A 22,246-nucleotide genomic window follows, 5' to 3' on the forward strand; every position below is an offset into this window, starting at 1 on the left:
AGCTAGCACTGCAATCAAAAATATAGCGAGTATCATATAACTGATAAAAAATACCATCATTAATCCTTTAGGCTGAGTATTATATTTTATTCTAAAAAGGAATACCTTTATTATTTATAAAGCTTTTATAAGTCTAATTTATTATTGAGATAATTTGAAGCATGTTAGCATGACGATAGTCATTAAATATATTATTACTATCTGAATAATAAGAAATTCATACTGTATTTGTGAGTAAGCTTAAGTTATTGCTATTATCCTGTTTAAGAGCACTTTTACTTACCTAATGTTATTATCTTAAATGATATTTTATCAAATGTAGCTACATATTTTGTCAATAGCCGAAAACCTTAAATATTTTATTTATAACTAACTTTAATTATTGATTGTTTTATAAAAGATAGAGCTCATTGATTAAGTTCTTTACTCTTATATTGGGTAACGATTTTTTATAAGATCTACAATTTATATTGATGCTAAATAAAGAAATGCTATTTTTGATGTTTATCACAGAACGAATATATAAATAATAATTAAATCATTTTTGTACTAATAACAGTCTTTTTTTGATATTCTTTTTTTGTGTATTTTGTGATTTATTTCTATTTTTAATGAAATTTTAAAAATTGCTTGGATTATAATTCTGATATTGTTTTTCTTTTTATTTTAATCATCACATTAGTTTCTTATTTTTATATTTTATATTGTATTTATTCTTTATCTGACTATTGATTAAGATTTAGTTGAGAAATTAAAATGGCTAATTTATTATTAATCTTAATTTAAGATGACAATATTAAAAGAATAGCTTTTTAACACGCTATTTCTTCTTTGATATGGTTTTAATTAAATTAATACTCTTTATTTGTGTAAATACAAGGTTTAAATAGGCTAATTATCTTTATATCAATGAGGTCAATATGTTCCAACTTAAACGCAAGCTAGTTCTATTAGCAGCCACAACGTCATTATTAGGTTTATCTGCATCAACATTTGCAGCGGATGGTACAATAAATTTCACTGGTAAATTTGTTGATACTACGTGTAATGTTCAATTTGAAAATGGTAATAATACGGCAGCGGTTGATTTAGGTAGTTATAGCGTAACTGCATTAGCTGCAACAAATGATTTAACAACAACCAAACCAATCAAAATATCGTTATCTGATTGTCCTGCGGAAAATAATGCCGTTAATATTGAATTTACATCTAATAATACAAATGCTGATGGTCATACTTATATTGTGACTGGCAGCAATGAAATTTCAAAAACAGATATAGGTGTTGCATTATTTACCGATAATGCTCAAACCTCACAAATCATTCCCGCATCAACACAAATCCCTGTGACTTTAACTGAAACTAAAGGGGATACAACCGTTTACGCTTCGTTTAAACGTATTAAATCAAGCGGCACATTAACTGCTGATGAAGTTTCATCAACTGCAACATTTAATATTAACTATCTTTAAAAACAGTACATACCCTTTGATTTATCAAGGGGTATGACATCGCTTTATAAAGGCTAATTATGCTAAAAAAAATAAAATCAGTTTTAATATTATTTACTTTTGGGGCTTTTTTTAATCTATCCCAAGCGAGTGTTGTGCTTGAATCTACACGCGTTATTTATACTGAAGGTAGCCATGAAGCGACAATCACAGTACAAAATCCAGATTCAAATCCTTATCTTATTCAATCATGGATAGGTGATGAGAAATCAGATGCACCTTCAGTAGATCCTTTGTTTATTACGACGCCTCCACTTTTTCGTTTAGATGCAGAGCAATCAAATACACTTAAAATTGTGTATATGAAAAATAAAGTGGAATTGGCAAAAGATAAGCAATCAGTTTTTTGGCTTAATGTAAAAGCAATACCAGCATCTGATCCCAATGCTAAAAATACACTATTAATCTCAATTAATAGTCGTATTAAATTATTTTATATTCCTAATGGTCTCTCTAGAGAAGATTTTGATTTAGCATTTAAAGAATTAAAAATATCGATAATCAACAATAAATTACATATTGAAAATCCTACACCTTATTATGTGACATTATCTACATTATCAGTAGGTGATTATAAATTCGATAGACCTGAAATGTTAGCACCAAAAAGTACTTATAATTGGAATTTACCACAAGGTACCAATGGAAAAATAACTTGGAATGCTGTAAATAGTTACGGAGGAGTAACTGAACTAATGAAAAATTAAAAATAAATTTAAATGATTTTAATTTTTAGATAGATCACGTTATTTTATGAGAAAAATGATGAAAAAGAATAATAATAGATACAGACAATGCAGATTTTATTTGCTTATTTCGGCTATTATTTCTTTATCTTATATTGAAAAATCATTTTCTGATGATTATTTTGATCCAACAGCATTAAGTTATGGTACCAATCAAAATATTGCAGATTTGCAAACATTAGCGCAATTCTCTAAACCGGGAGGGCAACTTCCTGGTGATTATATTGTTGATATCTATATTAATAATGAAAAAGTAGGTAGTGAGCTAATATCTTTTTTGTTAAACGAGAATGATAACAATATTTATCCCGTTTTTGTAAAGGAACAATTGGTTGCTTGGGGGGTTAAAGTACTAGATAAATCGGATCTAAAAAAATTATCTGATAATGCAGAAATCACTAATCTTGCCGCAGTGATCCCTGACTCTAGTATTAAATTTAATTTTTCACAACAAAAACTCGATATCAGTATTCCTCAAATTTATATAGATAAGGCAGTGAGGGGCGAAGTTAGTTCAAAATTATGGAATGAAGGATTACCTGCTTTATTATTAAATTATAGCTATTCAGGTTCTAATACATGGATAGATAATTTGGATAAAGAACATACCAATGATCAATTTTTAAATTTACGTAGTGGATTAAATTTTAACGGTTGGCGTTTGAGAAACTATTCAACTTATAACCATAGTAATAAAGATAATAAATGGAATAATATTCAAACTTATCTGAGCCATCAAATTGAACCATTTAAATCATTATTTACTGTAGGAGATGTTAATAGCTCGGGTGAAATATTTGATAGTTTTTCTTATCGAGGAGTTTTACTTGAGTCAGATGAAAGTATGTTACCTCTCAGTCAAAAAGGGTTTGCACCTATTGTTCGAGGTATTGCTAAAAGTAATGCTCAGGTTACGATCCGGCAAAATAATTATATTATCTATCAAACTTATGTCGCAGCCGGTGCATTTGAAATAAACGATCTGTATCCAACGTCTTATAGTGGGAATTTAGATGTCACAATTGAAGAGGCGGATGGAAGTAAACGTGATTTTGTAGTGCCTTTTTCTTCACTAGCAATTATGCAACGTGAAGGAAGTTTAAAGTATTCTTTTAGCAGTGGTAAATTTGATTCTAATCTAAATTCTAGAGAGCCTTATTTTGCGCAAGCAACGGCAATGTATGGGCTACCTTTAGACATTACTGTTTATGGTGGGCAAATTTTAGCAGAAAAATATACCGCATCAGCAATAGGTATTGGCCTTAATTTGGGGGAGTTAGGCGCAATTTCGACAGATATTACTCATGCTAATATCGTCCACAACAATGACAATAATAATAGAAATAACACTAGAGATTCAGGTCAATCCTATCGATTTCAATATTCAAAAAGTATGTTGCAAAGTGGTACGACAGTTACGCTAGCAGGTTATCGTTATTCTACACATGGTTTTTATACGTTTAGTGAAGCAAATAATATTAGTGATATAAATTATAATAAACGCTCACGTATTCAAGCTAATTTAAACCAATCTTTAAGTCATTATGGCAATATTTATTTTAGTACTTATCAGCAAGATTATTGGGGACGTTCCGGGATCGAGCGTAATATAAATGCTGGTTATAATACAAATATTAAAAATATTTCATATGGATTAAATTATAACTATAGCAGTATGCCTGATTCAGATAATGACCACCAAATTGCATTTAGCATAAATATACCTTTATCAAATTGGTATCCTAAAAATACAACTTATTTAACGTCAAATATGAATTTAGCCCAAGGTGGTAGATATAATTTACAAGTAGGCATGAGTGGTGATGCATTAGAAAATAGAAAACTCAATTATGCTATTAGCCAGAGTTATGGTAATCAAGATCAAAATGCCAGTGGCAATGCGCAAGTTTCCTATAATGGTGCCTATGGAAATATTAATGCAGGATATAGCTATGGTTCTCATTATCAACGGGTAGATTATGGTGCTCAAGGGGGAATTGTTTTACATCCATATGGGATCACTTTGTCGCAACCATTAGGAGAAACTTTAGCATTAGTTAGGGCACCTAATGCTAAATATGTCAAAGTTCAAAATGTGAATAGTGTCGCCACTGATAGCCGAGGGTACGCTATTATTCCTTATGTTTCACCTTATGTGCGTAATAGCGTGACATTAGATATTTCTACATTAGAAGAAAATATTGAAATTGTTGGAAATAATAAAACTGTTATTCCAACTAAAGGAGCAGTGGTATTAGCAGATTTTGAAATTAAAAAAGGGTTTAAGGCATTAATTTTACTTACTTTTAAGGAAAAGCCAATCCCATTTGGTGCGATTGCAACATTAGTTAATAATGATCTCAAAGATACACAAATAAATAATACAAGTATTGTTGGAGATAATGGTGTTCTTTATATCAGTGGGTTGCCTGAAAAAGGTCAACTTTATATAAAATGGGGAAATAAAAAAGAACAACAATGCTACGCACAATATTATTTAAATGATATCTCTGAAAATAAAGGGATACAGCAAGTGAGTGCACAGTGCTTATAACAATTAATGGTGAATAATATGAAATCTAATAATGCATTGTTTTTTTTAACTCTATTTATAATTAATTATTATCCTAATATAGTGGATGCAGCTTCAAAAAGCATTGATTTAATGCTATCAGTTGGGCCTATAAATAATATTGCATCTGACAGTGCTATAGCAAATGGAAAATTAATTACAGGAAAGTGGGATACTGAACGAACACAAGCTTATTTTTGTCTTGATACAGATAATAGATTAGATAAGGAAACAATATATTCTGTTAGGGACGTGAGTGGTACTCAAACAAGATATGAGCGCGAAAATTACGACGTGTTTAAAACTACACATTCAGGTGTTGGGTGGATAATGGCCGTTTCAAATAACAATAAATTAAAATGGCTACCTATAATCTCAAACAAAGAAACTCAAGTTTTTCCTTATACTGGAGGAGGGAGCGATGATTCAGGGATGGGGGCAACTGTAAAATTCGCACTTGTGAAAATACCAGGTCGTTTTCCGAATGGAATTGTTACCTTACCAGCCCAAGAATTAGCCAAAGTAAATTGTTATAGATATGGGCAATTAATTGAAACAGCAACAATTAGATTAAATCCCGTTACAATGGAATTTAAAGCACGTTCTTGTCGTGTTCAAACAGGAACTCAAACATTACAAATGGGTTCCTATACTCGACAAACTTTTTCAAGATTATCAATTGGTGAAAACTTAGAGGCCGGTAAAACGGCTAATATTAGTTTAATCTGTGAAAAGGATGTAGCTCCTTTTGTCACCATTAGTGATAATAATAATATCGGAAATGAAACTAATATTATCTCACTTAAATCACCAAATTCAGCAACAACAGCAAAAGGTGTTGGGTACCAAGTTTTCTTTAATAATACATTACAATCATTAGGGCCTAAAAGTGAGAGTGAAGGAAATAAAAATCAATTTAGAATAAACGATATAACAACATCGAATAATCAAATAGTTCCTCTGACATTACTATTTAAATATGTAAAAACAAATAATACTGTAGTCGCTGGTGATGCGAATGCTTCTGTTACGTTAACTTTTTCATATCAATAATAAGGCGATAGGAATGATGTATATAAAAAATAATTATAAAACCATTATCTTATTGATGAATGCCTTATTTATTGGAAATGCAACCGCAGATGAAGTCGTGATTAACCTGCAAGGACATATAAAAGAAGGTACTTGCCAAGTTGCTAATTATCAAAAGGTGCTTTCTTTAACTGGAGATCAGCAATATATAACTATTCATAACACTTTTCCAACGGTTGGTAGTGCAAGCCAAGCTATTCCTTTTACCATTGAACTAAAAGATTGTGATCCTAAATTAAATATTTCAATTCGTTTTGATGGTGTGACAGTCTCAGGGCACGATAATATATTAATGCTAACTCAAGGTGCATCTTCAGCAGATGGTGCAGGTATTCAAATATTAGATAAAGAAGAAAATCCTATCAATATTGGCGAAAAGACAGCCGTTGCTTTTGATGTTAAAAAAGAAACGGCGTATGTTTTACCTTTTTATGCTCGTTATATTCGTTATAGTAATGATAGAGTAAAAGAAGGTGAAGCAAATGGTAAAGTCGATTTTACTTTTACGTATGATTAAATTTAATAATACCAAAGAAAGCACTTAATAATAATTTATTAAGTGCTTAAGATAGTTGTTATTAGTTACGTGCAATAATAGGTTTTTCTTTACGATTAAACCAACTTTCACGTAATTTATCGTAGCTAAGATTAAATGCATAAGTATAAAAAAGGAAAAAGACAAAAAAAACAATTTCTAATAAAAATGCATTCCATAATGACATATTTAATAAAAGTGCCAGTATTGGTAATCCTATGATCACAAAGCTAAATTCAAAACCAATTGCATGTATAATCCGTATTTTTGTTGGTCTTGAGCCTTTTGATAAAGGCCAATAACGATCAAAGATCATGTTATAAAAAAGATTCAATAACATAGCTAATGTGGATAAGACAATAGCAACCGTACCCATCTGAAAAATTGAGCGTTCCAAAAGCCATGCACTAAGCGGTGCCGTTATGGCAATAGCAATCGCTTCAAATGTAACAGCGTGAAAAACGCGCTCAGTAAATGTTTTTTGATATTGGCTCATATCTCACCTCAAATTAATTATTTAACAAAAAACGAGTGCAATTATTGGTGATATTTTGTATATATACAAAATAGGAGCCATCGAAAAAACCGATACCACAATGAACTATTCTATAGAAACTTTGCGTACATTTGTTGAAGCCGCTTCATTAAAATCATTTTCTGCAGCAGCACGAAAATTAAATAAAAGCCAATCTACGGTCAGTAGTACCATCGCTGGATTCGAAGATGATATGGGGTTTGAACTATTTGAGCGAAAAGGGCGAGAGTCAACACTGACTTTTGCAGGACAAAAAGTGTTGAGCTTGGTCGAAGATATATTGTCGGCTGATGAACGACTACAGGCATTAAGAATAGAACTATCGCCTGAAATGGAACCTCGTTTAAGTTGTGTATTCTCTGATATGTATCAACCACCTTATTCAGAGCAACTCTTGAAAATTCTAGATAAAGAATTCCCACATCTTGAATTTGAGTTTCTTGTTGCAGAAAATGATGATGTGATTAATATGCTACAAAATAATCAGGCGCATATTGGTATGATGGAATCACGAGTAGAATATCCTGCTGATATTGCTTTCGCTCGTTTGCCTGTGAGTGGTAAGTTAGGATTATATGCACATAAAACGCATCCACTTGTAAAAGAAAATAAAATCAACTACCAACATTTAACAATGCATCGTCAATTAAGACTAAGCAGTAGTGCTCAATTTGCTATTAATAGTGAGAAAAACTGGCTAGCACCTAATTATTTATTATTACTTGAAATGGCTGAGCAAGAAATGGGATGGGCAATATTACCCACATGGTTAGTTGAGCAATTTGGACATGATTTGTTAGTCAGTCTAGATTATGACCAATTCCCCAAGAAGATAGACATTGATTTGGTGTGGTCAAGAAGCAAGCCACCAGGAAAAGCGGGATATTGGATGATAGATAGGCTCTTAAAAAATGATCTTCAATTTTCTCTCTAGGTATTAATCAATCACCTTCATTATCAATAGGTATAGTGAAGGTGATATATTCCTTTCACAACGTGAGTTCACCAGCCACAAACATTTGTTTCTTCATCCATATCATAACCACGTACAATATTGATAAGATCTTTCACCATTAAACTGGACATATCAGCATCTAATAAATCAGTTAAAAAACTATCTTTATCAACAGAAACACCGTTATTTTTGTTTGTTAATACTAAGGTGAGTTCTTGTGATTCAATATTTACCTTATTTTTTAGCTCATTAACTAAAAGTGAAACTTCTTTCGTCGCAATTTCTGGGATATATAAAATTTTAGGATTTAGAAATATTTTTTGAGATTTTTCTTGGCCATAGGCATTAATCAATTCTAATAAATAGCCTTTATTTTCATTTTCCATATTATTATTAACCTTCGGCAAGTATTTTAGGATCGACATAAAAATCGACATTAAAAACAGTATCTTCAGTTTTTGCTTCTATTTTGTGCCATGTCTCTGGCGGGAATACACCAAATTCACCAGCATTAATCACTAATGTTTCTGTTGGTTCTGGGCTAATTTCATCTGCATATGCGTAATAAATAATCATTCCTTGCATAACAGACAGCTTAGGATAAACCCCTTGGCGAGTACCTTTATCTAAATGCCTTTCCCAAATTGATTTTGGGGCTGTGTCTTTGGTCCAAAGTGGTGTTGAGCGTACATGGATATAGTGAGTGGGAATAATAATTCGTTCCATTTTACCTCCCTAAAATGAAGAGATTAATTTTTCTATTTTTATCTTAGTTAAGAAGAAAAATTATTGCTGATAATGTAATAAGCTATTGTGCTGTTGAATAAAATCTACCTCTTCTAATAAGGTATTTCAAATGCAATTTTATGAAAAAAAGTGACAATAAAGCTCAAAGCTTATTAATATCTTGTTTTATTTGGTTAAATTATTTTTTAAAATTTAAATTATTTTTTATTTAAAGGTCGTTTTTTAGTCATTTTTCAGGTGTTATTCTCGACGTTTACTCACTAACATAATTTCTTTGTTCTATAATTAATCAAGCCTAGGGGATTAATATTTAATTCATTATTTAACATAATTGAGATATCACTATGGAATTAAAGGATTACTACGCCATAATGGGTGTTAAACCTACTGATGATACTAAAACGATTAAAACGGCTTATCGCCGTTTAGCTAAAAAATATCACCCTGATGTAAGTAAAGAGCCGAATGCTGAAGAGCGTTTTAAAGAAATTGCTCAAGCATGGGAAATATTAGGAGATGAGCAACGAAGAGCTGAATATGATGAGCTTTGGGCACATCGTAACGATCCTAAGTTTAAGCAATTTACACAACAAGATTCGAATACAAAAAATCAACAAAGCTTTAGCCAAGAAGATTTTGATGACATTTATGCATCATTTTTTGGCCGACGTTCTCCATTTGAAGAACAGCAGAATTCTCAGTCCTTTAAACAACGCGGACACGATTTAGAACTAGAATTAGCTGTGTTTTTAGAAGAATCACAAGAAGAACATAAACGCACAATTAGTTACCATTTACCGGTTTATAATGTTTTTGGGATCGTAGAAAAAGAAATTCCTAAAACATTAAATATTAAAATTCCTGCAGGTGTTATTGATGGACAGCGTATTCGCTTAAAGGGTCAGGGAACACTAGGTGAAAATGGTGGGGAGAATGGTGATTTATGGCTAACAATTCGTATTGCACCTCATCCTTTGTTTGATATTAAAGGCCATGATTTAGAAATAGTGGTTCCAGTTGCACCTTGGGAAGCGGCATTAGGTGCAAAAATTCCTATACCTACAATAAAAGAAAAAATCTTATTAACTATTCCTGCAGGAAGCCAAGCAGGGCAAAAATTACGTATTAAAGGAAAAGGATTGGTTAGCAAAAAGGCTAGTGGTGATTTATATGCAATTTTAAAAATTGTAATGCCACCTAAATCGGATGAAAAAACACGCGAATTATGGCAACAAATTGCAGATAGCCAGACCGATTATAATCCACGTAAAGACTGGGAGAATAAATAATGGGTCAGTTAACAACAACTATATTTACTGTCACTGAATTTTGCCATCACACTGGAATATCAAATGATGAACTTAAAGAGTTTGTTGCACTTGGCGTGATTGAGCCATTAGAAATTGAAACTCAAGAATGGTTTTTCGATGATAATGCCCTTGTGGTGACACATCGTGCGTTAAAACTTCATAAAGAGCTCGCATTAGATTGGCATGGCATTGCTATCGCTCTAACCTTATTAGATGAAAATGAGCAGTTAAAACAAGAAAACAAGCAATTACGCCAGCAATTAATGCGATTTATAGATGAATCATGATCAATACAATAGCCACTAAACACAAATATGACTTTAGTGGCTATCTTTTATTCCTTATTAATTGATTTTACTCGCTATTTTTCACGTTCTTATTTAAACAAAATCATAAAATAGCCATGCTTTAAAAATGAGCAAAATGGCGATGAGATCACATCTACGCACATAACTATTAGATTATGATTCTTATAATTTATTGATTATATATTTTTCTTGTTTGTTAATTGAGGTTTACTTTTTATAAGGGAAAAACAATGCAGCCGATCCAAATAAATAAATTAATAGAGTGGCGTAGGACTTTTCACCAATTTCCAGAAATTGGTTGGACCGAGTTTGTGACAACGGGCACGATAATTACGTTATTGCGTGACATGGGGGTTGAGGTTAAAGCTGGGCCTCATATTCTTTGCCAAGAAAGTATTTTAGGTCGAGATGAAAAACTCGTAAAAGAAGCAATCAAAATTGCCAAAGAAAAAGGGATCAGTACTGAGTTATTAGCCGAAATGAATGGTCTTACAGGATGTATGGCTATTATTGATACAAAAATACCTGGTCCTACATTCACTTTTCGTTTTGATATTGATTGTGTTTATGTTCAAGAATCAAATGATGAAAATCATCTACCTAATAAGCAGGGTTTTGCTTCGTGTCGTTCTGGATTAATGCATGCTTGTGGTCATGATGGACATACTGCAATAGGGCTTGGTTTAGCACATTGGTTAAAACAAAATATTCACATTTTAAGTGGAAAATACAAATTAATATTTCAACCTGCAGAAGAAGGGGTGAGAGGCGCTAGAGCAATAAGCGACAGTGGGATCTTGGATGATACTGATTACTTTATGGGAATGCATATTGGATGTAATTTAAAAAAAGGTGAAATTGCACTCGATCCTTTTGATTTCCTTTGTACAACTAAATTAGATATTTCTTTAAAAGGAAAAGTAGCTAATGCTGTCGATGAGCCAGAAAAAGGAAATAATGCATTAACTGGAGCCTGTTTTTTAGCTAATGAAATATTAGCAACACCAAGGCATGGTAAAGGCATGACGAGAGTAAATGTTGGAACTTTAATTGCAGGTGAAGATCGTAGCCTTATTCCTAGCTCGGCGAAGATGCAACTGGAAGTACGTGGACAAGATGCTGAAATAACAAAATATTTATTTGATAATATCAAAAAATATACTGCTGGTATCGCATCTTCTTATCACTTGGAAACGAAAATAGAAATTACTGGTGAGGCAACAAATTTTAGAAATGATCTTGAAATGATAAACCTCATGCAAGGGATTATCGATACACATCCAGAATTATTAAATGTCACATTACCTTTGGGGGGGAGTGAAGATGTCTCACTGATGGTAAGAAGAGTACAAGAGAAAGGTGGAAAAGCGATATTCTTTTTAGTAGGTGCAGATCAAAGAGACGGGCATCATAAAGAAAAATTTGATATCGATGAAGAGGCGCTCTCCATTGGTTTAACACTTTTTACTGAAGGTATTTTATCTATTCTTAATATACGTAAATAATAGAAAGGTCTCTTCTATTTGCTGATGTTGCATAGAATGAGACCTTAATAACTATTTAATGGATATTGAAAATAATGAGTTTTTTGGTTGATTCTCTTGGATAAACTCAATATAGAGTTGAGTTTCATGTTCTGTTTTTTTCGATGTAAAGAAACAAATATTGCTCTTAATTGTTGGCGTAATTTTCTTATAAATAACACCTTCAGTTTCAATAATAGGAAATGAATTAATTAAACTTATTCCTAATTCATTTTTTACAAATGTTATTGCTGTTTCTTGATCTGAGACTTCAGCAATAATATTAGGTTTAGAGTTTGATTTATGAAGCATTCTGTCAATAACGGTACGGCCAATATTGCTTTTAACTAATGCAATAAAAGGTTGATCATGTAAATCATCTAATGTGAGCGTATTTTTTGTACATAGTTTATGCGATTTAGGCATAGCACAAATAATTTGAGTTTCTCTCATTGGTATTTGTGTCAAATTATAATTACTATTAATTGTCATATTGTCAGTAATGGCAATATCGGCTTGTTCTTTTGCAATTAAAGACAATAACTGTTCACTTCTAGATATTTCTAAATGAACATTAACTTGATGTTTTTTAATAAAAAGAGCAGTGATTTTATTTATAAATCCATAAGCTAGTGTTGGGGGAACTAAAACGCGTAGACTTCGTTTTTTTTCTTGGTGATGAAAATGGCTTAGTCGACTGAAAGATGCGGCTATGTTGGTGATTTCTTCGTAGAGTAATAGTGCATCAGAGTTAGGTATAAGTTTGTTATTTTCACGAGTGAATAATTGTTTACCACAACGCTTTTCTATCTGATTTAATGTTTGGCTTACTGCGGGTTGAGAAATACCTAGTTGCTCTGCAGCATTAGTCACACTCCCATAGTCGATCACCGTTTGTATAATTTCAAGGTCGCGCAATGTAGCCCACCCTCCTGACCAAGAGGTTCTTTTTATATTAACTGCCATCGTGTTTTTTACTTTAGTCTGTTTATCTTATATACGATTATACCGTTAATAGGATAATTATTAAATAATAGTTATGAAGGAAGCATTAGTGTTTTTTTATTAACACAGATTACTATTGCATTTAATGTATTATTATTATATTTAATATAATAAACTCTTATTATAAATAAAATTAGCTTAGATTACATTTCTAATGAAATTAATAACAATACTTTATCTTATTTATATTTAAATATGTCCATAGATAAATCCCATTGATATTAATATGATACATTTAATTAATTTTTTATTTCAAAATATAATGACCATTGAGATATAAATCACGGTAATGGGCTCTTTTTCATTGTTAATATTCTACGTCCAATTATCTATCTGGTTTTTTATTTCTTAAGGTATTTAATTGATATACAAATTATAAATAACAAGCAAATGGGGAGTTTTATGTCTTTTTTCAAAAAAGGTATTATTGCCTTATCAATTAATATTGCATTAGTTTCATCTGCTTTGGCCTGTACCACATTATTAGCTGGAAGTGAGGCAACAAATGATGGCTCTTTAATTATTGCTCGTAGCGCAGATAGCGATGCATTAAAAGCGCAACATTTTGTTATTCATCCTGCTAAATCAAATCAAATAGGAACTTACAGTACAAAAGAACACAACGGCGCTAATAACTTTACGTACCCATTACCAAAAAATGCATTACGTTATACTACTGTTCCAAATTGGAAAACACAGCTACATGGCGCAACAGGGTTTAACGAGCTGGGGGTTGGCGTTAGTGGCACCGAGTCTATTTTTGCTTCACCCAAAGCACTTTCTTTTGATCCTTATGTTGAAGATACAGGAATAACTGAAGATGATATTCCTGATGTGCTACTTTCAAGAGCAAAAACAGCGCGTGAAGCAATCGAATTATTAGGAAGTATTATTGAAACACAAGGGGCTGGAGAAGGATTTGGAGTTGCTGTTGTTGATAAAAATGAACTTTGGTATTTAGAAACAGGAACAGGACATCATTGGATTGCACAAAGATTGCCTAAAGACAAATATTTTGCGACAGGTAATCAAGGCAGACTACAAGCTTATGATATCAACAGTGAAGATATATTAGGCTCTAAAAATTTAGTGGAATTTGCGATTGAAAAAGGGCTTTATAATCCTGAAAAAGAGGGAGCATTTAACTTTTCTAAAGCGTATACCCGTGATGATGAGCGAGATCGTACCTACAATGACCCTAGAGTATGGATCATTCAGCAACAATTTAATCCATCGTTAAAGCAAGCAGTTGATGATGGGCGCAATTTTGCCCCTTTATTAACACCAGAAAAAAAAGTGTCTATTGAAGAAGCGAAGACTATGTTGCGTAACCACTTTGAAGGAACCAAACATGATCCTTATACCAATGGATTAAATGGTAAAGAGCCATGGCGCCCAATTAGTGTATTTAGAACTTATGAAGCACATGTAATGCAAGTTCGTCCAGAGCTTCCTCAAGAAATAGGTGAAATAACTTATGTTGGGTTGGGGATGGCGGATTTAACTGCATTTGTTCCATATTACAGTGGACTAAAAGCTTATCCTCAACATTATGGAATAGGTACAAATAAAGCAGATAGCGATTCTATTTATTGGAAATATCGTAAATTACAAACATTAGTGATGACAGACTATCCAAAACTTGCACCAATAGTAAAAAAAGCCTACCAAGAATGGGAAGAAAAAACAGCACTAGAGCAAAAAGAAATGGAAGCTAAATATCTTGCTATGGTTAAAACCAATAAAGCGGGTGCAGATAAAATGTTAAATGAATTTAATTTACGAGTGATGGCGAGTGCGGAGTTATTGACCGAAAATTTAACAAATGAATTATTTACTATAAAAACAAAAGATATTCAAGATGATATTTTCTTTGCTAATAAGTCTAAAAAAGACTAATAGAGAAATGTTGCTTTAAATACAATCTAGACAAAAGATCCCAAGTTGTTGGGATCTTTTTAATAATAGGCGATTAAATAACAGGAATATAGTAGCTAATTTTTTGCAAATATTGCCCACTTTGATCAAGTAATTTATCGTAACTCACAGGCTCTTTTAGTGTATATCGTTCAATATCAGGGCCAGGTCTACGTAATAAATTCATTTTTGGTAATACTTTAGTATATACCGTATAAATAATGTCATCATAACCCGTTAATGAATCTAAAATTTCATCCATATGAAAAGTAATTTCTAGGTAATTACCGCTGGGTAATTCTAATTGTGACATTGCTGAGACATTAGATGCCGTTGATAGCTTTTCTTTATCAACTGCGGTGTTATAAATGTACATGGTGTCATCTAATGTGCTTGCAGATGCTCTGTGCATTGCATATAACTCAGTCGGTATTGTATGTACATCTTTCAAAAATTTACGCCAAAACTCTTTTCTGAATTTTTTCTTGTCTGAATTCCACGTTGAAATGGGTTTGTTATACTGGTGAGACATGCCGGCTAATTTTAGAGAAGGGAAGGTAACGACTTCATATTTGGCACTTAGCTCAACAGTTTCTAGTGCTGGAAAAATAAGCTCACTAATATCCCAACCTGGTTTTTTTCTATACTCAGAAGGGGTGATATTAAATTGTTTTTTAAATGCACGACAAAAGGTTTGCTGGGAGTCAAACCGATATTTCAGTGAAATATCTAGCAGACTGCAACGTGTTATACGTAAGGCATAAGCACCACAAGATAAACGTCGGGCGAGTATGTATTTTCCTAAAGATATTCCTGTATATGCTTTAAATAAGCGCTGAAAGTGCCACTTTGTATAGCCTGATTTTTCAGCAACGATATCTAATGATAAACGTGAATCAAGATTCTGCTCGATCCAAACAATGATATCTTTAACAACATTCTCTTGGAGCATGAATATTCCTATTATTTTTCTCTATCGATATTTTTCAATAAGATCGATTTAATTTATTGAACTACAATAAATATATAGGTGCTAGGATAATAGCATATCGTATAGTGGTAGTTGCATTGAATAAAGTAAAATAGGCGAGTATTAATGTAAAGTTATGTATTGCAAATTATTTGAATTAAATTTGATTTTAAATAAAAAAAACAATTGTTGAAGTCATTAATCAATGATTGATGTTTTTATTAAAATTAAGGTTTTATTAAAATAAAGATAAATATTTTTGTTTTCATCAAATACGGAAGTATCCTATTTTGTCTTTAAAAGAAAGTGCCTAGCTTTATTGTATTAGTGAAATTCATTGGTTATTTTAGGAGATATGATGAATAAGTTATTTTCTATTTCGGCTATTGCTTTAGTATCATCGTTAATGGCAGCCCCCGCTTTAGCCGCTAAAACGGATACTTATAATTGCGAAGGTCAGAAAATTAGAGTTTCTTTTCCGAATGAACAGCTCGCTGTTATGTACTACAACGATGAAATTATTGTTTTACAAGAGGCTGTTGCTGCGAGTGGTGCACGCTATGTTGGTGAAAATTTCCAAATATGGGGAAAAGGGCAAGATGAATTTAACCTTGCTACCATTTCAGAAGATGATGCTATTAATGGACGTGTCGCTGAAGATAAAGGGCGTACGTGTGAATTAGTAAAATAGCTTCGTTATAGCATTAAAAATAAAGGGAAGTATAACTTCCCTTTTATTTAAATAATCAGGTTTAATATAAAACACTCCCATACTATACAATGAGATTTAATATATTTATTATCAATTTAGTGGTTTTTAAAAATGAAAAGATCATAAATATATTTATATAACTATAATAATTTAAGTGATATTAAATATATCGGTGCTTTTACTGTTAATTTAAAAAAGAAAAAATAAACTATTTTTTATATTTAATAAATAATAGAGAGAAATTATTGAATTAAATTAACGTGTTTACAATCATCCTGAAGAGGTGAACCCATTGCGATATTGTACTTAAGCAGTGATAACAGTACCAATAAGCACTTAACGAATGGGTACATTTTAGTTATACTGTTTAAAATAAACATAAAGATTATTCATTTTTTATCATTAATACTACTAGAAAATTTATTGTGAGTTTATATGAAATCTTATCCTTAGCTAGTCTCATATTAGTTCTTAAAAGTTAAATTTAGAAAATAATACACCACTATTTAATATGGTGGATGTTGTGATATTAAAAAATTAATAAGAGAATAAATCTAATGAAAGTTAAAAACTCAAGAAAATATAATGTAGTGTTACCTGATAATAGAATTCTAGCGTGGTATGAGTCTGGACCAGAACAAGGTAAACCAGTAGTATTTTGTACTGGTGCAGGAATGAGTGGTCTATTAGGTTTGGATGTTGAATATCTAAATAAGCTTAATATCCGTTTAATTACTCCAACTCGTCCAGGATTAGGTGATTCAACGTTCGATCCTCATAAAACGCTAAAATCTTTTTCTCAAGATATTTTATTTTTACTCGAACATCTTAATATTAAAAACTTTGATGTAATGGGATTTTCTCAAGGGGCTGTATTTGCTATGGCACTTTGTTTTTATTGTCATGTAGACAAATTAGTTGTTGTCGCGGGACAAGATCAATTTGATTATCCTGATACACGAAATCAACTCACAGAAGAAGTTGCTAATATGCAACAGCAGGCGGTTAGTGCTCCTGATGTATTAGCTTCTTGGATTAAGCAAAATATATCAGCTAATTGGTTAATGAATTTTATTTTAAATTACAGTGCAGATGTTGATTTAGCTGTTTATCAATCGATAGATTTTCTTCCAGTTTATCAAGAATGTATGACAGAAGCTTTTAAACAAGGTAATGAGGGATATACTCAAGATCTTCTTATTGCTATGCGGCCATGGGGTTTTTCACCTGAAGACATAAAAACGCCAACAACATTATGGTATGGTATGAAAGATACGAGTACCGTTCATTCTCCTGATTTTGGATCATTGTTGTTTCAACGTTTTCCTAATGCACAACGACATTTATGGCCAGAAGAAGGTGGATCACTTCTGTGGACAAAAACTGAAGATATTTTATTAGCATTAATTGACTAAAACTAAATACTATATTATTGATGGAGTAGATATTGTTTTTTAAAAAAACAGTATCTACTGTTTTAAGTTATATTTAATCGATTTACTTCAGAACTACTGAAAAATACAAATATAAATATGGACTTTGATTGGGTGGATAATTATTCTTATATTATAATTATTTTCTAAATTGTCGTTTTGACATTTTTTTAAAAATAAATTTGAAAATAATTTGCTATAAACCGAATTATATGACTTAATAGCGCCACTGGTTTGGAAGTACAGACCTATTTATGTTAGTGCAGTTTTAAGTAGTTCACCGTTTAGCGTTATCCATGATACCTCTTCGTTGCGAATTCCTTCAAATAGTGACCATAAGTAAAATCCGAAATCAAACCGCAAACAATGCCTTATGGCAAAATAATTAATTAAAGGAAATCTTATGTCTAATACAATGACTGGTACAGTAAAATGGTTTAACGATGATAAAGGCTTCGGTTTTATCACTCCTAAAGATGGTAGCAAAGACGTATTCGTACACTTTTCAGCTATCCAAAGCGAAAGCTTCAAATCTCTAAAAGAAGGCCAAGAAGTTTCATTTTCTATCGAAAATGGCGCTAAAGGTCCAGCAGCAGCGAACGTAATCGCTCTGTAATATTGAGTCATTATTGCAGTAAATATTGCTTAATGCAGTATTAATACTGATAAGGCCAATAAAAACCTCACCTCGGTGAGGTTTTTTTGTATTAAAAACCTCATTATTTTGTTTTAATTTTTATATAGTAATATAGATTTAAAACAATCTTATTAAGTTTATGTAAATATTTAAAATAAATAATTTTAATTATAAAAAATTTGCTTTAATGATTAACTTTATTAGCAAAGAAAATAGTTTAAATAATAATAAAATTCTTATAATGCTGAAATAAAGATAGTAAGATATTGCTTTCTCAATGAAAAGAAAGAAAAAAACTTCATTAGAATAGAAAGATATCAGATAAATCATAAAAAATAATTTAAAGAAAAATATAAAATTAATATTTAATGACTTATCTAAAAAAAATGCTGTCTAATTCAATGTGGCTTAAAAGCTTTTAGTTCTCAAAGGACAAACTAGTGTACGCTAAAAATTTTTTTTCATTGCATCTGTTACACCCAAAATATTTTTTAACTTGGTTTGGTGTTTTTATTCTTTTTCTATTAGTACAACTACCTTATTCTTGGTTACTTTTCTTGGGTAAACGTTTAGGGTTATTATCTCGTTTTTTTGTAAAAAGAAGAGTTTCTATAATAAAGCGAAATTTAGAGCTATGTTTTCCTGATAAAGATCAACATGAAATAAATAAACTCGTCATGGATAATTTATCTTCACTTGGTGTGGCTTTATTTGAAACAGGAATGGCTTGGTTTTGGAGTGATCGCCGATTAAAAAACCTTTTTGAAGTGCAGGGAATATCCAATTTCACAAATGCTAATGAGAAAAATGCAGGGATTTTATTAATCGGTATACATTCAATGTCGCTAGAGTTGGGGGGGCGTATTATGGGGCTTTGCTTTCCAGTTAATGCCATGTATAGACCGCATAACAATAAAGCGATGGAATATATCCAAACTAAAGCGAGATGTCGTTCTGATAAAGGGATGATAGATAGACGTAATTTAAAATTTATGGTTATGGAGTTAAAAAAAGGAAAGGCAATTTGGTTTGCTCCTGATCAGGATTTTGGTTTGAAAGGAACCACTTTTTCACCTTTCTTTTGTGTCGAAAAAACATCAACTTCAAAAGGCGTTGCAATATTAGCCAAATTATCAGGAGCACCTTCTTTGACTGTAACGCTGGTTAGAAACGAAAATAAAGAAGGTAAACAATACAGTTTGATTATTGGTGAAGAGTTGGTTAATTACCCTAGCGAGAATATTCAAAACGATACAGATAGAATGAATAAGTTGATTGAAACAGAAATCATGAGGGCACCAGAACAATACTTATGGGCCCATAGACGATTTAAAACACGACCAGCAGGTGAAAAGAGTTTCTATCACTAGTCTATGTATAAATGAGTAAATAAAAAAAAGACCAACACATAATGTGTTGGTCACAGTAAATACTGGAAGCAATGTGAGCAATGTCGTTGTAAAAAGTTGAGTAAAACACTCAACTATTCACGAGTTAAAAGATAATCATTATCAATTGACTTGTCAACCCTTACGTTTGTATGGATTAATGAAAATGCAAACAAAAGGGATAGAATGGAAAATAAAAAGGTAAGAAAAAGAAGATAAGAAAAAGAATAGAGTTAGCAGATATATAAGTTAACTATACCTGCTTAATATATTATGACCATAATAGAAAAATACCATTTATATAAATATAGTAATAACTTCTAATGCTCGAAAAATATATACTCATTATTTAATAATAAATAATTTATCCAAAATATACAGAGATTAATATCTATTTAAAATATAGGATTAGATAAAAAATTAAATTAAATTTAATTATATATTATATCCATTATGGCTAAATTTTCACCAATCCAATTTATATTCATTGATCCTTTATTTTCATTTAATTTAGCATTGAACATTTCATTTGGTTCAATTTTATGCTGTATTTCTTCCATTTCAACACCATTCCAGCAGTTTGTTTTAAATATATTTCCGATAGAATCAATCATACAATTACCTTCTACTATAGAGCCTGTAAAGGTAATTGTTCCTGAACCAATAACCTTATTATTTGCAAGGGTGGGAGCTGATAATAAAAGTGTTAAACAAGCTACGATAATAAGATTCTTTTTCATTTTATATTCCTTAATATTATTTTATTGGTCAAATTTAGTAATTGATCTCTTTTGTGAAAGATCTGTGTTTTTCGTTCTGAATGATGGAAGGAATATTAAAGAAAAAAAATATATCAATCTGTAAAAAAATTTGATGGTTAATGACAACTATATAAATATTTATGAATGAATTTTTGAATGCTTCAATAATAGAATAATAATTAAAATTAGAAATGGCTTACGTAACCATTTGAATAATATTAACTTGATAAAATTATCTTTATTTTCATTAATAAGTTAACTTTATTTAACATAAGTTATGTTACTTAATTTTTTTATGATACATTTTGTTGTCAAAACAAAAAATTAATAATTTAAGCTATTTCAAGATGACAATAAATTTGTCAAAATATTTCCACAAAGTTACTATAAAAGTAAAAATTATATCTTTACTTGATGATTTCTATTTAGTTGAGTATTGATATTTTAATTTATCACTTTATTATCATTAAAAATAAATAATAAAAAGAGAATAGAATATTTATGCAGAGTTATCATTCGTTATCAGCCCAAGTTTACCAAATAGATAAACCTATAGGATGTAGTTTTGGTGACGTAGAATATTATCAAGAACGTCTTAAGGATGTTAATGGTAAAATTTTAGAACCTGCTGTGGGAACTGGGCGTATTTTAATCCCTTTATTAAAGGCTGGATTTAATGTAGAAGGGTTTGATCTTTCAGATGAGATGCTTTATTTCTGTATGGAAAATTTAAGAAGTAATGGATATTCTCAAGATAAAGTGACTAAAGATAATTTGTTGACATTCCAAGTTGAGACACGCGTTGATGCAATAATTATTCCGACAGGAACTTTCTTATTGTTAGATAGCGAAACAAAAGCACTACAGTCACTTCAACAATGTTATAACGCATTAAATCCAGGTGGACGTTTGCTAATTGACATTAGTTTGGCGCATACCTTTACTAAAGGACAATGTTCTAGTCGACAATTCGAAACGCCGGAAGGGGATTTAATTACCTTACAGATAGTAAATGCCGAAATAGATTATATTAATCAATTAACAGTATCTCATCACCGTTATGATAAATGGAGAAATGGGAAAATAATTGAAAGTGAATGGGAAGTGTTTAAATTGAAATGGTTTGGTGTGTATGAATTTAGACGGCTCCTTGAATCTATTGGCTTTGAAAAAATAACAATTTCTGGAGATTATCAATACTTATGCGAACCAAATAACGAAACAGAAATTATTACTTTTGAAGCTTATAAATAAAAAGCAAATAGGATATTGACAATAAGGCCATAACATTATGGCCTTTTTAATGTCATTAGTAGTTTTTCTGCTTTTTTGAAAAGATCAAATGTTGTCTTTGCTATGAATGAAAAAAGAAGACAAGAGAACATTAAATTTGAAAGAAATAGTGATTTTATTTGTCAGTATTAAAGTGAGTTCTTAAGATAAAAAAATCCCCGCACTAGGCGGGGGAAAATTAAATATCTATCAGTGATGAAATACTGAAACCAATAGTAAGGGAAAAAAAGATATCAATCTGTAACAAACTTTTAAAAAAAATAATTAAAATAAGTGTGATATTAAAAGTATTTCTT

At 31.1% G+C, this 22,246-nt stretch carries 21 protein-coding genes; 15 read left to right on the plus strand and 6 right to left on the minus strand.

Annotated features, from left to right (window positions below; genetic code table 11):
• Positions 1-920: 920 nt before the first annotated feature.
• The 5 genes from LW139_RS07235 to LW139_RS07255 are packed head-to-tail and all read left to right on the plus strand — an operon-like array spanning position 921 to position 6,438.
• Positions 921-1,472 (plus strand): fimbrial protein, encoded by a 552-nt coding sequence (locus LW139_RS07235; RefSeq protein WP_109408848.1) that lies wholly within the window; start codon positions 921-923, stop codon positions 1,470-1,472.
• 59 nt (positions 1,473-1,531) lie between these two features.
• Positions 1,532-2,218, plus strand: a complete 687-nt coding sequence (locus LW139_RS07240) for a fimbrial biogenesis chaperone (RefSeq protein ID WP_166540124.1) — start codon at positions 1,532-1,534, stop codon at positions 2,216-2,218.
• Positions 2,219-2,276: 58 nt separating this feature from the next.
• The gene (locus tag LW139_RS07245; RefSeq protein WP_227336676.1) at positions 2,277-4,811 is read left to right on the plus strand and encodes a fimbria/pilus outer membrane usher protein; all 2,535 of its coding nucleotides are present in this window, start codon (positions 2,277-2,279) and stop codon (positions 4,809-4,811) included.
• 18 nt (positions 4,812-4,829) lie between these two features.
• Positions 4,830-5,882, plus strand: coding sequence for a fimbrial protein (locus LW139_RS07250; RefSeq protein ID WP_162557001.1), 1,053 nt, complete (start codon positions 4,830-4,832; stop codon positions 5,880-5,882).
• 13 nt (positions 5,883-5,895) lie between these two features.
• On the plus strand, positions 5,896-6,438 hold the full coding sequence (locus LW139_RS07255) for a fimbrial protein (protein ID WP_109408852.1): 543 nt from the start codon (positions 5,896-5,898) through the stop codon (positions 6,436-6,438).
• A 61-nt stretch (positions 6,439-6,499) separates the two neighbouring features.
• On the opposite strand, the gene LW139_RS07260 is transcribed toward LW139_RS07255, so the two are convergent.
• The gene (locus LW139_RS07260) at positions 6,500-6,952 is read right to left on the minus strand and encodes a multidrug/biocide efflux PACE transporter (RefSeq protein ID WP_166540128.1); all 453 of its coding nucleotides are present in this window, start codon (positions 6,950-6,952) and stop codon (positions 6,500-6,502) included.
• A gap of 100 nt (positions 6,953-7,052) precedes the next feature.
• Here LW139_RS07260 and LW139_RS07265 point away from each other — a divergent pair, with 100 nt between their 5' ends.
• Entirely contained in the window at positions 7,053-7,925 is an 873-nt protein-coding gene (locus tag LW139_RS07265) for a LysR family transcriptional regulator (RefSeq protein WP_247851207.1), read from the plus strand.
• A gap of 68 nt (positions 7,926-7,993) precedes the next feature.
• Here the strand turns inward: LW139_RS07265 and LW139_RS07270 are convergent, their stop codons facing one another.
• Together LW139_RS07270 and LW139_RS07275 are read right to left on the minus strand one after the other, a co-directional pair.
• Entirely contained in the window at positions 7,994-8,332 is a 339-nt protein-coding gene (locus LW139_RS07270) for a DUF1869 domain-containing protein (RefSeq protein WP_166540129.1), read from the minus strand.
• 7 nt (positions 8,333-8,339) lie between these two features.
• Positions 8,340-8,672, minus strand: coding sequence for a DUF1971 domain-containing protein (locus LW139_RS07275; RefSeq protein WP_109408856.1), 333 nt, complete (start codon positions 8,670-8,672; stop codon positions 8,340-8,342).
• Positions 8,673-9,037: 365 nt separating this feature from the next.
• On the opposite strand from LW139_RS07275, the gene cbpA reads away from it, so the two are divergent.
• The 3 genes from cbpA to LW139_RS07290 all read left to right on the plus strand — a co-directional run bounded on the left by cbpA (position 9,038) and on the right by LW139_RS07290 (position 11,816).
• Positions 9,038-9,982, plus strand: coding sequence for a curved DNA-binding protein (cbpA, locus tag LW139_RS07280; RefSeq protein ID WP_109408857.1), 945 nt, complete (start codon positions 9,038-9,040; stop codon positions 9,980-9,982).
• The gene (cbpM, locus tag LW139_RS07285) at positions 9,982-10,290 is read left to right on the plus strand and encodes a chaperone modulator CbpM (protein ID WP_109408858.1); all 309 of its coding nucleotides are present in this window, start codon (positions 9,982-9,984) and stop codon (positions 10,288-10,290) included. Before cbpA ends, cbpM begins: the two co-directional genes overlap by 1 nt.
• 251 nt (positions 10,291-10,541) lie before the next feature.
• Positions 10,542-11,816 (plus strand): amidohydrolase, encoded by a 1,275-nt coding sequence (locus tag LW139_RS07290; RefSeq protein ID WP_247850931.1) that lies wholly within the window; start codon positions 10,542-10,544, stop codon positions 11,814-11,816.
• 51 nt (positions 11,817-11,867) lie between these two features.
• Here the strand turns inward: LW139_RS07290 and LW139_RS07295 are convergent, their stop codons facing one another.
• Positions 11,868-12,800: a LysR family transcriptional regulator gene (locus LW139_RS07295; RefSeq protein WP_247850932.1), complete on the minus strand. Its 933-nt coding sequence runs from the start codon at positions 12,798-12,800 to the stop codon at positions 11,868-11,870.
• 441 nt (positions 12,801-13,241) lie between these two features.
• On the opposite strand from LW139_RS07295, the gene LW139_RS07300 reads away from it, so the two are divergent.
• Positions 13,242-14,738 carry a C69 family dipeptidase gene (locus tag LW139_RS07300; RefSeq protein WP_166540133.1) on the plus strand — a complete coding sequence of 499 codons (1,497 nt, stop codon included), beginning with the start codon at positions 13,242-13,244 and terminating at the stop codon, positions 14,736-14,738.
• A 73-nt stretch (positions 14,739-14,811) separates the two neighbouring features.
• Here LW139_RS07300 and LW139_RS07305 read toward each other — a convergent pair whose 3' ends face one another.
• Positions 14,812-15,708 (minus strand): AraC family transcriptional regulator, encoded by an 897-nt coding sequence (locus LW139_RS07305; protein WP_227336679.1) that lies wholly within the window; start codon positions 15,706-15,708, stop codon positions 14,812-14,814.
• A 376-nt stretch (positions 15,709-16,084) separates the two neighbouring features.
• Here LW139_RS07305 and LW139_RS07310 point away from each other — a divergent pair, with 376 nt between their 5' ends.
• The 4 genes from LW139_RS07310 (at position 16,085) to lpxL (ending at position 19,878) form a co-directional block, all read left to right on the plus strand.
• Complete coding sequence (locus LW139_RS07310) at positions 16,085-16,417, plus strand: MliC family protein (RefSeq protein ID WP_166540135.1); 333 nt, start codon at positions 16,085-16,087, stop codon at positions 16,415-16,417.
• Positions 16,418-16,995: 578 nt separating this feature from the next.
• On the plus strand, positions 16,996-17,853 hold the full coding sequence (locus tag LW139_RS07315; RefSeq protein WP_247850933.1) for an alpha/beta fold hydrolase: 858 nt from the start codon (positions 16,996-16,998) through the stop codon (positions 17,851-17,853).
• Between the two features lie 421 nt (positions 17,854-18,274).
• Complete coding sequence (cspE, locus tag LW139_RS07320; protein ID WP_036937961.1) at positions 18,275-18,487, plus strand: transcription antiterminator/RNA stability regulator CspE; 213 nt, start codon at positions 18,275-18,277, stop codon at positions 18,485-18,487.
• 461 nt (positions 18,488-18,948) lie between these two features.
• Positions 18,949-19,878 carry an LpxL/LpxP family Kdo(2)-lipid IV(A) lauroyl/palmitoleoyl acyltransferase gene (gene lpxL, locus LW139_RS07325; RefSeq protein ID WP_247850934.1) on the plus strand — a complete coding sequence of 310 codons (930 nt, stop codon included), beginning with the start codon at positions 18,949-18,951 and terminating at the stop codon, positions 19,876-19,878.
• Positions 19,879-20,327: 449 nt separating this feature from the next.
• Here the strand turns inward: lpxL and LW139_RS07330 are convergent, their stop codons facing one another.
• A complete protein-coding gene (locus LW139_RS07330; RefSeq protein ID WP_247850935.1) occupies positions 20,328-20,636 on the minus strand; it encodes a hypothetical protein in 309 nt (102 codons plus the stop codon).
• Positions 20,637-21,158: 522 nt separating this feature from the next.
• On the opposite strand from LW139_RS07330, the gene LW139_RS07335 reads away from it, so the two are divergent.
• Positions 21,159-21,911, plus strand: coding sequence for a class I SAM-dependent methyltransferase (locus LW139_RS07335; protein WP_247850936.1), 753 nt, complete (start codon positions 21,159-21,161; stop codon positions 21,909-21,911).
• The last annotated feature ends 335 nt before the right edge of the window (positions 21,912-22,246 follow it).

Origin of the sequence: Proteus vulgaris, from assembly GCF_023100685.1 — a bacterium.
Taxonomy (GTDB): Bacteria; Pseudomonadota; Gammaproteobacteria; order Enterobacterales; family Enterobacteriaceae; genus Proteus.